This is a genomic window from Thiomicrolovo sp. ZZH C-3 (genome assembly GCF_054862725.1).
On sequence record NZ_JBTKXX010000001.1, the window covers coordinates 1,300,231 to 1,312,368 of the forward strand.

The window sequence follows — 12,138 nt, forward strand, 5'->3', positions numbered from 1 at the left end:
ATGATCGTCAAAGAGCGCAATACCAAAGAGACGCAGATCCGCGTAGAGCTTGAACTCTACGGCGAGGGCAAAAGCAGCATCGAGACCGGTGTCGGCTTTTTCGACCATATGCTCGAGGCCTTCGCCAAGCATGCCCTGATCGATCTGAACGTCTCGTGTAAAGGTGACACGCACATTGACGACCACCACAGCGTCGAAGATGTCGGGATCGTTATCGCCATGGCACTGGCCGAGGCGATCTACCCGATCGAGAAGGTAGAGCGTTTCGGTAACGCCGTCGTCGTCATGGACGAGGCAAGCGTGAGCTGCGATATGGACCTGAGCAACCGTCCCTATCTCTACTACGACGTTCCCGTCAGCGGCAAGGTCGGGGCCTTCGATACGGAGCTGGCCGAAGAGTTCTTCCGGGCCATCGTATTCAACGCCCGCATCTGCGCACATATCGTGATGCAGCGCGGCAAAAACCGCCACCACATCATCGAGGCGGCCTTCAAAGCCTTTGCCGTCGCCCTGCGCCGCGCGGTCACCCGCAACGAACGCGTCACCGTGCCGAGCACAAAGGGTGTTTTGTGATCAAACTGATCGTGCTGGACGTGGATGGCTGTCTGACCAACGGCCAGATCATCTACGGCGAAAGCGGGGAGGAGATCAAGGCCTTCAACGTCAAGGACGGTCTGGCGATCAAAAGCTGGATGGGCCTCGGGCACGAAGTGGCCATCATCACCGGGCGCCGTTCCGGTATCGTCAAACGGCGTGCGGACGAACTGGGGATCCTGCACCTTTACCAGGGGGTCAAGGACAAACGCAAACGCCTGGAGATGCTCTGCAGCGATCTCGGCATCGATGTCACGACAGAGGTCGCAGCCGTCGGTGATGACCTGAACGACCTGAAAATGCTCGATCTGGCCGCCGTCTCCTTCGCACCCGCCGACGCATCTTCTTACATCACCGGCCGTGTCGACCATGTTCTCGCGCGCCGGGGCGGGGAAGCGGCCGTCCGTGAAATGATCGAAGCGCTGATGCGCCGCAACGGCGAGGAAGAGGCCTTCCTCGCGCAGTGGCAATGAGCGTCACCTCCTTCTACCTCCTTATCGGGGCGGTGCTGGGGAGCATCTTCTTCTTTTTCAAGCCGTTGCAGGTCGACATCGCTTCGCCCGGGGAGCTCGCACAGATAGAGCTTGAGCGTTTTACGGTCTATGAAGTGGAAGCGACCGGAGTGAAGACGATCCTCGCCGGAGCGCACGCATCGCGCTTCCCAAACCGCTATGAGTTGGTTGATCTCAACCTGACCGACCGTTCGGAGGGGCATGTGCAGACCATGCAGGCGCGCAAAGGGGTCTATAAAGAGCCGCTGATCTCTCTCGAGGGGGAGGTGCATTTTAGACGTGATGACGGCACCACCTTCGAAACGGCGAAGGCTGACTACAACCAGAGCTCGGGAGACGTCCGCGCGCCGGGTGCGTTTATCCTCCGGCAGGCGCAGGACCGTGTCGACGGTCAGAACCTTTATTACAATATCAAGCGCGGAGATATCACCGCGAAGAAGATCGTTGGAATCTATACCATGAAGGAGAAGATGTGAAGTCCGTTTCAGCCCTTATCTTAGCCATGACCGTGGCCGGGAGCCTCTATGCGGCCGAACAGCTCAGGATCGTTGCCGACGCTTTTACGGCCAACGAGAAACAGGGGCGTTCGGTCTTTGAGGGCAACGTGCGCATCAAAATGGGAAGCGACGAACTCAACGCTTCGCGCGTCGAGGTCTATACCGCCGCCGACCGTACGCCGACAAAGTATATCGCCAGCGGCGACGCCTCTTTTTTCCTGATGGCCGATGACAACTCCAGCTACAGCGGACGGGCCCAGAAGGTCATCTTTCTGCCGCTCAAGGAGGAGTACCGTTTCTACGGAGACGTTCACCTGCTGCAGCACAACGAACACAAGCAGATCGACGGCGAAGAGGTCGTTGTCAATATCCAGGAGGGGACAGCCGCGGCAAGAGGGGCGGAGCGCCAGCCGGTCATCATGATCTTCAACCTCCCCGAGGAGAAGAAGAAGTGATCGAAATCGTCGAAGCGCATTTCGAAACGAGTGCGGCCAACATCACCCAGTCGCCGGAGAATGACATCGTCAACGAAGTGGCGTTTATGGCCCGCTCAAACGCGGGAAAGAGTTCCCTGCTCAACGCACTGTGCAACCATAAAAACCTTGCCAAGGTCTCCGCGACACCGGGAAAAACGCGGCTGATCAACTACTTCGATGCGACCTTCATGGACCGGGAAAGCCGAGAGAAGTATGATGCCAAGCTGGTGGACCTGCCGGGATTCGGGTACGCCAAGGTTTCCAAGAGCCTCAAAAGCGACTGGGAGAAGAACCTGACCGACTTCATCACCCAGCGCGAACAGATCCGTGTCTTCGTCCACCTTGTCGATGCGCGCCACCCCGATCTCCCCATCGACCGCTCCGTCGCCGAATACCTCGAGCAGATCCGCCGCCCCGGCCAGACCGTATTGCGCGTCTTTACCAAGGTGGACAAGCTCAACCAGAAAGAGCTCGGAGCCCTGCTGCGGGACCATCCGGGTTCACTGGTCGTCTCCAGCAGCAAAAAGCGGGGCATATCAAAACTGGCGGCACGCCTTTACGATCTCCTGACGGAGTGCGATGATGGCCATTCACTATAGAAAAGCGACCCTTGCCGATATTACGGCGATGCAGCACCTCGTCGCGCCCAAGGTTGACGACGGTACCATCCTCGTGCGCAGCAACGACGAATTGGCGACCAACATCCGCTCCTATATCCTCGCCTTTGACGGCGAGCGCCTGATCGGTTTCACGGCCCTGCACGTCCACTCGCCGGAGCTGGCGGAGATTCGCTCCCTGATCGTCGATGAACCCTACCGCAACCACGGGATCGGGGGCGAACTGGTCAAGCTGGCACTGGAAGAGGGGAAGAAGCTCGGCCTTAAACGGATCCTGGCACTCACCTATGCGGCCCGTTTCTTCGAAAAGCTCTCCTTTTCCGAGATCCCAAAAGAGAGCCTGCCCGAGCATAAGATCTGGGCCGACTGTATCAAATGCAAGCACTTTCCGGTATGCAACGAAATCGCGCTGATCAAAACCCTCTGACCTGGCTTTTCTTCGCGCTGCTTTTCGTACCCTACGAAGCGCTCACGATGCACTATCTCTACCTGCCGCCGATGTTCGGCGTGCTCTTTTTCCTCTACATCCGGGCGCTCGACACCCATTCGTCCTTCGCTTTTTTCGTGATCCTTCTGCTGCTGATCGTCGCCGAGACCGCCAAAGGGTATCTGCTGCTCAGTACGCTCTTTTTCTACACGATCAGCCACTTCCTGATCCTGCCGAGGATCAAAAGTATCGTCTCCTGCCATCTCTGCCTCAACGCTATCATCGTCGTGCTGGCCTATGTCGGGTACTGGGCCTTTACCGCGCTCTTTGCGAATATGTTCGCCCTGCCGCTTCCGCAGCTTGATTTCAAGGTCATCTTCTATATCATGATCGAATTCTTCCTGGTGGGGCTGCTGTGAGAACCCGCTTCCTCATCGCCCTGTTCATCTTCATCTGGGTCTCGCTGCTCAGCCGTGTCTACTATCTGAGCGTACACTCCAACCGCTATTATGAGCAGCTCTCCATGGAGAACACCCTCAAAACGGAGCGTATCGCGCCGGTACGCGGGGAGATCCTCGACCGCAACTTCAAGCCTCTCGCCATCAACAAGCTGGGGTTCAAGATCGAGGTTATGCCCCACCTGAACACCCAAAAGCGGGTCGAGAGCCTTCAGACGACACTGGAACGGATCCAGCAACTGCTGCCGATGCTCGATGCGCAGAAGATGCTCAAAACCTACAAGCAGAACGATTCGCATTACAACCACCGTGAGATCGCCGTGGCCGACTTTATCTCCTACGAGGATATCCTGCCCGTCTACTCGGAGCTGAACCTGCTGGAGAACGTCAAGATCTCCCCGGCACCGATGCGCTACTACCCCTACCAGAAGATCGCGGCGCACATCATCGGCTATACGGCCAAATCAAACCAGCAGGAGATCGAGAACGATCCCGTGCTCAAACTGACGGGCATCGTCGGAAAATCGGGCCTGGAGAAGCAGTACAACAAGTACCTCGAAGGGGTGCCGGGAGAACGTACCGTGCAGATGAATGCCCTTAACGAGGAGATCTCCGTCCTCGAGACCCGTAAGGCGATTGAGAACCGGAACCTGGTGCTCACCGTCGATATGCGGCTGCAGAGCTACATCAGTGAACTTATGCGCGGGAATGCGGGGGCCGTGATCGTGATGGGGCTTGACGGCGAGATCCTTTCAGCGGGCAGCTATCCCGAATACAACCCCAACACCTTTGTCTCGGGGATCTCAGCCAAGAAATGGAACGCCCTGATCAACGACCTTGACATGCCCTTTACGAACAAGATCGTCAACGGGCTCTATCCGCCGGGCTCCACCATCAAGCCCTCCATCGGGCTGGTCTACCTCGACAGCGGGATCAGCCAGTGGTGGTACGTCACCTGCAGCGGAACGATGAAGCTGGGGAACCGGAATTTCCGCTGCTGGAAGAGCTGGGGTCACGGCAAGACCGACCTGCACAAGGCGATCCGTGAGAGCTGCGACGACTATTTCTACAAAGGCAGCCTCAAAGTCGGGATCGAAAAGATCAGCGAAGGGCTGAAGGAGTTCGGCCTGGGCAACAAAACAGGGATAGACCTTCCCAACGAGTTTATCGGCACCATCCCCAACCGCGCATGGAAACGGGAGCGCTACAATGAGCCGTGGTATATCGGTGAGACGCTCAACACCTCCATCGGGCAGGGGAGTGTGCTCGTCACCCCGCTGCAGATGGCCCAGAACACGGCGCTCCTCGCCAGTGGGAAACTGCCGCAACCAAGGCTGGCGCGCATGATCGATAACAATCTCACCCAGCCGGTCTACCGGGATGTCCTGACCCGTGAGCAGAAAGCGGATCTTCCCATTATCCGCCGGGCGATGCGCCAGGTCTGCAGCCATCCCAAAGGCACGGCAACTGCTCAGATCAAGACCAAGATCGCCATCGCGGGCAAGACCGGGACCGCCCAGGTCATCGGTATCCCGCAGGCGACGAAGAAACGGATCAAAGAGGAGGATATGGCCTACTATACGCGTTCGCACGCCTGGCTGACGACCTACGGGCCGTACCGGCACCCGAAATACGTGGTCACGGCCCTGATCGAACACGGCGGGCACGGCGCCAGCGCCGCGGGCGACATCGTCTCGAAGATCTATGACAAACTGGCGGAGTTCGGGTATATCAAAAAGTAGCGGCGGCGGGCTTACTGCCCGAGCGCGCTTTTGACGAAGAGGGCAAGGATCATCAGCAGGATGATCCCGCCGGCTTTGCTGTAGAGCTTGTTGGCAAGGACCAGCAGCAGGGCAAGGGAAGCGGCCATCATGATGTAGATGTCGGCCAGGTTTGACCCGCTGATGGGGAGCGGGCGGATAATGGCCGCGCCGCCGAGCACCATCGCAAAGTTGGCGACGTTGGAGCCGATGATGTTCCCGATGCTCAGGTCGGCATTGCCTTTTTTCAGCGCGACAAGGGAGACGACAAGCTCCGGCAGTGAGGTCCCGAAGGCGATCAGCAGCAGGCCGATGACCCATTCACTGACCCCGAGGCTCCGGGCGATCATACTGGCGCTCTCGACGACAAAGTGCGCCCCGCCGATGGTCATCACGAAGCCTACCAGCAGCAGGGCGATCGTTTTGCCCCAGGCAAAGGCCTCCTTCTCCAGGCTCTCGTCGATTTCCTCGGTCAGTTCCGAACCGTCCGTCGAGAAGAGGAAGAAGAGGTAGGCGGCCATCAGCATGACAAAAATTACCCCTTCGAAACGACCGATGACGCCGTCATAGGCTGCCAGGAAATAGAGGATGACGGGGAAGAGGATCCAGGCGCTGTCACGGTTGAACAGGTCGCGGTCCGGGTTCATCTTTTTGGCCAGAACGAAGACGAGGCCCAGAACGAGGGTGATATTCATTGTCACGCTGCCGACGACGTTCGCGACGGCCAATTCCGGTTTGGCGTACCATGACGCCATCATCGAGGCCGCCATCTCCGGCAGGGAGGTGCCGAACCCGACCAGGGTTGCCCCGATGACGAAGTGGGAGATGTTGTAGTGCAGGGCGATCCGCTCGGATTCGCGGATAATGAAATCGGCCCCCCAGATAAGCGCCGCCATCGCGGCCACGAAAACAAGATACTCCATTACGCCTCCTCCTCGGTACGGACGATCAGACTGCTCGGCAGTCCGAGCGCGTTGATGACTTCTTCCTCTTTGTGCCGCATCTCCCCCGCATCCGTCTCATGGTCGAAACCGAGCAGGTGCAGTACGCCGTGCAGAAAGAGCAGGGCACACTCTTCGGTTTCGCTGTGGCCGAAACGCGCCGCCCCGCTGCGCACATGGTCCGCGCTGATGACGATGCTCCCGATCGGCGCCATCGGCATCGGGTCGTAGGGAAAGCTCAGCACGTCGGTCGCTTTGTCGATACCGCGGTGCTCCCGGTTGAGCACGCGGATCGTCTCGTCGTCGCAGATGATAAGCTCCATTTCGCTCGCATCCAGGGTGTCGGCGATGGCATCCAGCAAGGTGATGTCCGGTTGAAAATCCGTCTGGTTGTCGATATCAATCATAGACGGCATTCTAGCCAATCTGTGCTTTATCGTGCCGTTACTGAACCGTTTTTGCCGCTATGCTACAATCAATCCATGATAAACCGACGAACCCTCCTTTTCGGGGGTGCGGCGCTGCTGCTGCTCCCGGCCGAAAGCGGTGCGGATTACGCCCGCCCCGTCACCATCCTCAAAGAACCTTACCAGACCATCGCCGCCGTCCAGCGCGACCTCTTTCCCGGCGGCGGAAACGCCCCGTCGCCCCGACTGCTCAAGACGATCGACTACCTCGGCGGCGTGATGCGCGATCCCTATGTCGATGAGGAGGACAAGCGTTTTATCGCCAACGGCGCACGCTGGCTGAACAAGCAGGCGGACGAGGATTTCGGGCTTGCCTACTACCGGCTCGACCCGCAGCAGCGCCAACAGGTCCTGCAAAAGGTTTCCGGATACGTCTGGGGGGACAACTGGCTCTGGAGCCTGCTCTCCTATCTGTTTGAAGCCCTGCTCGGTGACCCGGTCTACGGGGTGAATACCCACGAAGCGGGGTGGCACTGGCTGCAGCACGAACCCGGCTATCCCCGGCCGAAGGCACCTTTAATATGAAACAATATGACATCTGCATCATTGGTAGTGGCGCGGGGGCGTCCCCCGTCGCCTTTGAACTCAGCCGCGCGGGCTACCGTGTCCTGGTTCTGGAGAAGGGCCCCTACCTGACGGAGAAGGATTTCACCAAGGACGAGATCGCCGTCAGCCGCCGAAGCATCTACACCCCCCGCCTCAAAGAGGAGCAGCACGTCGTGGAGACCTATAACAGTGACGGCAGCATCGACCGTGTGACCGCGGCGGAGTCGGGCTGGAACTTCTGGAACGGTTCCATGGTGGGCGGCTCTTCGAACCTGATGAGCGGCTATTTCCACCGCATGAAACCGGTCGACTTCAGGCTCCGCTCCACCTTCGGCCCCGTCGAAGGCGCCAACGTCGTTGACTGGCCGATCTCTTACGAGGATATGGAGCCCTATTTCACGAAAGTCGAACAGATCGTGGGCGTCTCGGGCAGGGTTGTTGAGCACCCTTTCCAGGAACCCCGTTCCACCAGGGAGTTCCCCTTCCCACCGACCTGGGAACAACCCATATCAGGATGGTTCGATGCGGCCTGCGACGCGCTCGGGTACCACAGCATCCCCACGCCGAGGGCCGTGCTTCCCTATGACGCCCTGGGGCGCAGCGGCTGCTCCTACTCCAATTTCTGCGGCAGTTACGGCTGTGCCACGGGCGCCAAGGGCAACGCACGGGCGGCACTCCTTGAAAAGGCGAAGGCAACGGGCCGCTGCGATATCCTGCCGAACGTATTCGTCTACAAGCTTGAATCGGAACGGCAGCGCGTCACGGCCGCACACTACTTTGATGCCGACGGGAAGTCCCACTCTGTCACGGCGGGTACTTTCGTCGTTGCCGCCCAGGCGATCGAAAGTGTGCGCCTCCTGTTCAACTCGCGCAACAATTTTCACCCCGACGGCCTGGGAAACACCAACGGCCAGCTGGGAAAGAACCTGATCTTTTCCGCCGGCGGCAGCGGGCAGGGGAAATTCGAGTTTGACCGCCTGAACGAACGCCAGCGTTTTGAACTGATGACCCGCGGTGCCTTCGTCAACCGTTCGTTGCAGGAGTGGTATGTCTACCAACAGAAGGGGCGGACCGTGAAAGGGGGGACGATCGATTTCCTCTTTGAGCACGCCAACCCCGTCAGCCGCGCCCTGCGCGAACTCTATGACGATGAGGGCAACCTGCTCTGGGGGCGGAAACTGCAGGCACGGCTTGAGCACGCGTTCAAATCCTCACGCATCTTCGCCTTCGAGGTCTTTAACGACTGGCTGCCGACGGACAAATGCTTTGTCTCCGTTGACGAAAGCGTGAAAGACAAATGGGGAGTGCCCGTCGGCAAGATCCGCCTCTACGGCCATCCGCACGATGTCGAGGTCGGCAAGTTCCTTGCCGCAAAGGCGGAAAAGGTGCTGCGGCAGATGGGGGCGGTGGAGATCGAAAGCGATATCTCCTCGGCCCCGCCGCCGAACCTGGTCGCCGGCGGGTGCCGTTTCGGGACGGACCCCAGACACTCCGTGCTCGACCCCGACTGCAGGGTGCACGGTATCGGAAACCTCTATGTCTCCGACGCAAGCTTTATGCCGACGGGCGGGAGCGTGCCCTACACCTGGACGATCTACGCCAACGCCTTCCGGGTCGCCGATGCCATCATTGCGGCACTCAAAGCCCGGGAAAAAGGCTATAATAACGTCAAACATTTGTAGGGGAGCACACGTGGGCAAAAAAGCGGTCTGTATCATGAGCGGCGGGATGGATTCGACACTGGCGGCCTATATGCTCCGTTCCCAGGGGTATGAGATCGTCGCGGTGCACTTCAACTACGACCAGCGCACGCAGCGCAAGGAGCTGGAGAGCTTCCGGGCCATCACGGCGCGCCTCGGCACCGATCATACCTACGAGATCGACCTCGGCTTTTTCGCCGATATCGGCGCCTCGGCGCTGACGGACAGAAGTATCGAGGTCCCGACAGAGGGCATCGAACCCGGCGTTCCCGTTACCTATGTGCCGTTTCGCAACGGGATATTCCTGAGTATCGCCGCCGCCATTGCCGAAAAAGAGGGGGCTTCCGTCATCGGTATCGGGGTCGTCGAGGAGGACTCCAGCGGCTACCCCGACTGCCGGGAGGCCTACATCGAGGCGATGCAGCGTGCCGTCAATCTCGGCACGAAGGATGAGACGGAGCTTACCATCGCCATGCCCCTGGTGCACCTCAAAAAGGAGCAGATCGTTGCCGAGGCCCTTGCGTACGATGTTCCCCTGGAACTGACCTGGAGCTGCTACAGCGACGAAGCGGCTGCCTGCGGCGTTTGCGACAGCTGCCGGCTCCGCCTCAAAGGTTTCGAGCTGGCCGGCATACCCGACCCGATCCCGTATCGTTAAAAACGGTGTGTCCTAAGCCTGTCGAAAACTGTTATGATATACAATAACAAGAGTTGACACAAAGGAGTCCGATGACAGAGTTTGTACAAGTTGCGCGACAGCCCATCATCGACGCTGCCAATGCTACCTACGGCTACGAACTGCTGCACCGCGAAGGTGAGAACAACGCCGCCAATCCTGCATTGACGCATCGTCTGATGTCCGCGCAGGTAATGTTGAGCGTATTCAACCTGATTGGCCGGGAACGCGCGGTGGGAGACAGTCTCGCGTTCTTCAATATCTCCCCCGCTTTTTTGATGACGGATATTATTGAGACCTTCCGTCCCGATCAATGCGTCTTCGAGATCGCGGCGAACGAGCCGCTCCGCCACAATGAAATCGCCAAGCTGAAAATCCTGTTTGACAAAGGGTACCGTTTCGCCCTGGACAACTTTATCGTTTCGGCCAACATGATTACCCAGTACGAGAATGTCCTGCCCTATATCAGCTATCTCAAGATCGATATCCAAAACAGTGATGTCGAACAGGTCGCCGAATTTGCCGGCACCCTCAAGAAGAACCACAAGCTGATCGCCCAGAAGGTCGAAAGCATCGACGAGTTCTCCGCTTATCAGGGGCTCGGGTTCGATTATTTCCAGGGGTACTACATCCAGCACCCGGTCCCGGTCAAACACTACCGCCTCGAACCGAAACAGATCGGGGTCAGCCGCCTGTACAAAATGCTCGACACCGTCCCGTTCCACGAATTCGCCAAAGAGTTCGAACGCCACAACGAGCTGACCATCCAGTTCTTCCAGTATCTCATCTCCACGGGGATGAAGCGCTACGACGCGACGCGTTCCGTCCGTGCCATGATCATGGATATCGGTCCCGATGTTATGCGCCGCTGGTTTATGCTCATCATCTACGCGAAGGGCGGGGCGGACATCAGCGTGGAAAAGGGCCCTTTCTCCCGCTTCTTCGAAGAGCGGATCGACCTGATGAACACCATCGTCTCCAACGTCCACAGTGCCGACCCGGAACGCCGCAGCGACGAACTGCGCCTCTTGGCCATCTTCTCGACGCTGATCGACGTCTACCAGATCCCTTTTGATACGCTGATGGGTTCCTTCGAGATCACAAAGAACCTCGAAAAGTGGATTGCGGCGCGCAAGGGACGTTTCAGCCTGCTGTACAAGGCCGTCAACCAACTGCAGCACTCGCCCCTCGATATCGAGAAGGTGAACCGTGTCCTCAAAGCCTTCAAGACCGATTACGACGAGGTCAGCGTCAAGATGAACCACCGGGTGTAAATGCGCCTGGAACACCCCTTCGACCCCGTTGCCGACGGCCGCTCCCGCGTCCTGGTCCTCGGCTCCTTCCCCAGCATCGCCTCTTTTGAAGCCGATTTTTACTACGCCCACCCGCGCAACCAGTTCTGGCCTATCATGGAGCAACTCTTTGATGTGACCCTCCCGGACAAGGCCGCCCGCCGCACCTTCGCGCTGGAGCGGGGGATCGCCCTGTGGGACAGTTACGCTTCGCTGGTGCGCAGCGCAAACAACTCCAGCGACGCCAACCTGAGCGACCTGGTCCCCAACGACATCCCCGCCTTTCTCGCGGCACACCCCGCCATCGAACACATTTTCTGTACCGGCAAAAAGGCCTTTGAAGGGTGCAAAAAACACGCGCCGGACCTTCCCGTCCCCTGTACGCTGCTCCCCTCAACCTCCCCGGCATACGCCGCCATGCGGTTTGACGCCAAACTTGACGCCTATCGCCAGATCAAAGCGGTGCTCGATGGTGCTTGAGTTCGACGGCATCCGCGTGGAGCATCGTATCAACCCCCGGATGAAACACGCCTACCTCAGCGTGGAAACCGACGGCACGGTCGTGCTCAAATCCAACGGGCGCGGGCAGCGGCACCTGCAGGCCTTTGTCGCTTCCAAGCGCGAATGGATCCTCCGCCAGCAGGGCCGCTATGCCGCGCAGCCGGCCATGCAACCGGGGGAGAGCCTGCTTTTTCTGGGCGACATCGTCCCGCTGACATCGCTTGATACGGTATTTCAGACCCACTCGCCCGATGCGATCCGCCGAAGCTACGACCGTTTCTACCGGGAACGTGCCGAAACGCTGCTGCGCGAAAAAACAGCCCGCTTCGCCGAACAGATGGGAATCAGCTACGAGGTGATCCGCTTCCGGAAGATGAAACGGCGCTGGGGAAGCTGCTCGAAAACGGGGGTAATCACCTACAATACCCTTCTGCTGCAGCTTGAAGAGGCGATGATAGACTACACCGTCGTGCACGAGCTGGCCCACCGTGTCCATTTCAACCACTCCGCCGACTTTCACGCCCTTGTGGCTTCGATCCTGCCCGACGAGAAGACACTGCGCCAGCGGATGCGCTACCGCAAAGCCTCCTATTACTGATCGATTAATACTCTCCGCCTATACTGGGGAAAAGAGGAGAGACTATGAAATATTTTATACTTTTTATCGCCCTGTT

Annotated in this window: 16 protein-coding genes; 14 read left to right on the top strand and 2 right to left on the bottom strand. The window is 58.7% G+C overall.

Annotated features, from left to right (window positions below):
- Genes hisB through mrdA form a run of 8 tightly spaced genes read left to right on the top strand, consistent with a single transcriptional unit; the run spans nucleotide 1 to nucleotide 5,323 of the window.
- Nucleotides 1-573: an imidazoleglycerol-phosphate dehydratase HisB gene (hisB, locus tag ACXWTF_RS06665; protein WP_461714226.1), complete on the top strand. Its 573-nt coding sequence runs from the start codon at nucleotides 1-3 to the stop codon at nucleotides 571-573.
- Nucleotides 570-1,067, top strand: coding sequence for a KdsC family phosphatase (locus tag ACXWTF_RS06670; RefSeq protein WP_461714227.1), 498 nt, complete (start codon nucleotides 570-572; stop codon nucleotides 1,065-1,067). The genes hisB and ACXWTF_RS06670 overlap by 4 nt, the downstream gene beginning before the upstream one ends.
- Nucleotides 1,064-1,582, top strand: coding sequence for an LPS export ABC transporter periplasmic protein LptC (gene lptC / locus ACXWTF_RS06675; protein WP_461714575.1), 519 nt, complete (start codon nucleotides 1,064-1,066; stop codon nucleotides 1,580-1,582). Before ACXWTF_RS06670 ends, lptC begins: the two co-directional genes overlap by 4 nt.
- A complete protein-coding gene (lptA, locus tag ACXWTF_RS06680; protein WP_461714228.1) occupies nucleotides 1,579-2,058 on the top strand; it encodes a lipopolysaccharide transport periplasmic protein LptA in 480 nt (159 codons plus the stop codon). Before lptC ends, lptA begins: the two co-directional genes overlap by 4 nt.
- A complete protein-coding gene (gene yihA, locus ACXWTF_RS06685; RefSeq protein WP_461714229.1) occupies nucleotides 2,055-2,678 on the top strand; it encodes a ribosome biogenesis GTP-binding protein YihA/YsxC in 624 nt (207 codons plus the stop codon). Before lptA ends, yihA begins: the two co-directional genes overlap by 4 nt.
- Nucleotides 2,662-3,123, top strand: coding sequence for an N-acetyltransferase (locus ACXWTF_RS06690; RefSeq protein ID WP_461714576.1), 462 nt, complete (start codon nucleotides 2,662-2,664; stop codon nucleotides 3,121-3,123). The genes yihA and ACXWTF_RS06690 overlap by 17 nt, the downstream gene beginning before the upstream one ends.
- Nucleotides 3,090-3,542, top strand: a complete 453-nt coding sequence (locus ACXWTF_RS06695; RefSeq protein ID WP_461714230.1) for a hypothetical protein — start codon at nucleotides 3,090-3,092, stop codon at nucleotides 3,540-3,542. Before ACXWTF_RS06690 ends, ACXWTF_RS06695 begins: the two co-directional genes overlap by 34 nt.
- Nucleotides 3,539-5,323: a penicillin-binding protein 2 gene (mrdA, locus tag ACXWTF_RS06700; protein ID WP_461714231.1), complete on the top strand. Its 1,785-nt coding sequence runs from the start codon at nucleotides 3,539-3,541 to the stop codon at nucleotides 5,321-5,323. Before ACXWTF_RS06695 ends, mrdA begins: the two co-directional genes overlap by 4 nt.
- Before the next feature lie 11 nt (nucleotides 5,324-5,334).
- On the opposite strand, the gene ACXWTF_RS06705 is transcribed toward mrdA, so the two are convergent.
- Nucleotides 5,335-6,264, bottom strand: coding sequence for a calcium/sodium antiporter (locus tag ACXWTF_RS06705; protein ID WP_461714232.1), 930 nt, complete (start codon nucleotides 6,262-6,264; stop codon nucleotides 5,335-5,337).
- On the bottom strand, nucleotides 6,264-6,689 hold the full coding sequence (gene ybeY, locus ACXWTF_RS06710) for an rRNA maturation RNase YbeY (protein ID WP_461714233.1): 426 nt from the start codon (nucleotides 6,687-6,689) through the stop codon (nucleotides 6,264-6,266). The genes ACXWTF_RS06705 and ybeY overlap by 1 nt, the downstream gene beginning before the upstream one ends.
- 75 nt (nucleotides 6,690-6,764) lie before the next feature.
- Here ybeY and ACXWTF_RS06715 point away from each other — a divergent pair, with 75 nt between their 5' ends.
- The 6 genes from ACXWTF_RS06715 (at nucleotide 6,765) to ACXWTF_RS06740 (ending at nucleotide 12,062) form a co-directional block, all read left to right on the top strand.
- Nucleotides 6,765-7,274, top strand: coding sequence for a gluconate 2-dehydrogenase subunit 3 family protein (locus ACXWTF_RS06715; protein WP_461714234.1), 510 nt, complete (start codon nucleotides 6,765-6,767; stop codon nucleotides 7,272-7,274).
- Nucleotides 7,271-8,977 carry a GMC family oxidoreductase gene (locus ACXWTF_RS06720; protein WP_461714235.1) on the top strand — a complete coding sequence of 569 codons (1,707 nt, stop codon included), beginning with the start codon at nucleotides 7,271-7,273 and terminating at the stop codon, nucleotides 8,975-8,977. The genes ACXWTF_RS06715 and ACXWTF_RS06720 overlap by 4 nt, the downstream gene beginning before the upstream one ends.
- Before the next feature lie 10 nt (nucleotides 8,978-8,987).
- Entirely contained in the window at nucleotides 8,988-9,653 is a 666-nt protein-coding gene (queC, locus tag ACXWTF_RS06725; protein WP_461714236.1) for a 7-cyano-7-deazaguanine synthase QueC, read from the top strand.
- A 71-nt stretch (nucleotides 9,654-9,724) separates the two neighbouring features.
- Nucleotides 9,725-10,945 carry an EAL and HDOD domain-containing protein gene (locus ACXWTF_RS06730; protein ID WP_461714237.1) on the top strand — a complete coding sequence of 407 codons (1,221 nt, stop codon included), beginning with the start codon at nucleotides 9,725-9,727 and terminating at the stop codon, nucleotides 10,943-10,945.
- Nucleotides 10,946-11,443: a DNA-deoxyinosine glycosylase gene (locus ACXWTF_RS06735; protein ID WP_461714238.1), complete on the top strand. Its 498-nt coding sequence runs from the start codon at nucleotides 10,946-10,948 to the stop codon at nucleotides 11,441-11,443. It begins immediately after the preceding gene.
- Nucleotides 11,433-12,062 carry a M48 family metallopeptidase gene (locus ACXWTF_RS06740; protein WP_461714239.1) on the top strand — a complete coding sequence of 210 codons (630 nt, stop codon included), beginning with the start codon at nucleotides 11,433-11,435 and terminating at the stop codon, nucleotides 12,060-12,062. Before ACXWTF_RS06735 ends, ACXWTF_RS06740 begins: the two co-directional genes overlap by 11 nt.
- Nucleotides 12,063-12,138: the final 76 nt, after the last annotated feature.

Excerpts from the sequence above, each read along its gene's own strand:
- hisB (WP_461714226.1), top strand. The coding sequence starts at position 1 with ATGATCGTCAAAGAGCGCAATACCAAAGAGACGCAGATCCGCGTAGAG.
- lptC (WP_461714575.1), top strand. The coding sequence starts at position 1,064 with ATGAGCGTCACCTCCTTCTACCTCCTTATCGGGGCGGTGCTGGGGAGC.
- ACXWTF_RS06690 (WP_461714576.1), top strand. The coding sequence starts at position 2,662 with ATGGCCATTCACTATAGAAAAGCGACCCTTGCCGATATTACGGCGATG.
- ACXWTF_RS06695 (WP_461714230.1), top strand. The coding sequence starts at position 3,090 with ATGCAACGAAATCGCGCTGATCAAAACCCTCTGACCTGGCTTTTCTTC.
- ACXWTF_RS06705 (WP_461714232.1), bottom strand. The coding sequence starts at position 6,264 with ATGGAGTATCTTGTTTTCGTGGCCGCGATGGCGGCGCTTATCTGGGGG.
- ybeY (WP_461714233.1), bottom strand. The coding sequence starts at position 6,689 with ATGATTGATATCGACAACCAGACGGATTTTCAACCGGACATCACCTTG.
- ACXWTF_RS06715 (WP_461714234.1), top strand. The coding sequence starts at position 6,765 with ATGATAAACCGACGAACCCTCCTTTTCGGGGGTGCGGCGCTGCTGCTG.
- ACXWTF_RS06720 (WP_461714235.1), top strand. The coding sequence starts at position 7,271 with ATGAAACAATATGACATCTGCATCATTGGTAGTGGCGCGGGGGCGTCC.
- ACXWTF_RS06730 (WP_461714237.1), top strand. The coding sequence starts at position 9,725 with ATGACAGAGTTTGTACAAGTTGCGCGACAGCCCATCATCGACGCTGCC.
- ACXWTF_RS06735 (WP_461714238.1), top strand. The coding sequence starts at position 10,946 with ATGCGCCTGGAACACCCCTTCGACCCCGTTGCCGACGGCCGCTCCCGC.
- ACXWTF_RS06740 (WP_461714239.1), top strand. The coding sequence starts at position 11,433 with ATGGTGCTTGAGTTCGACGGCATCCGCGTGGAGCATCGTATCAACCCC.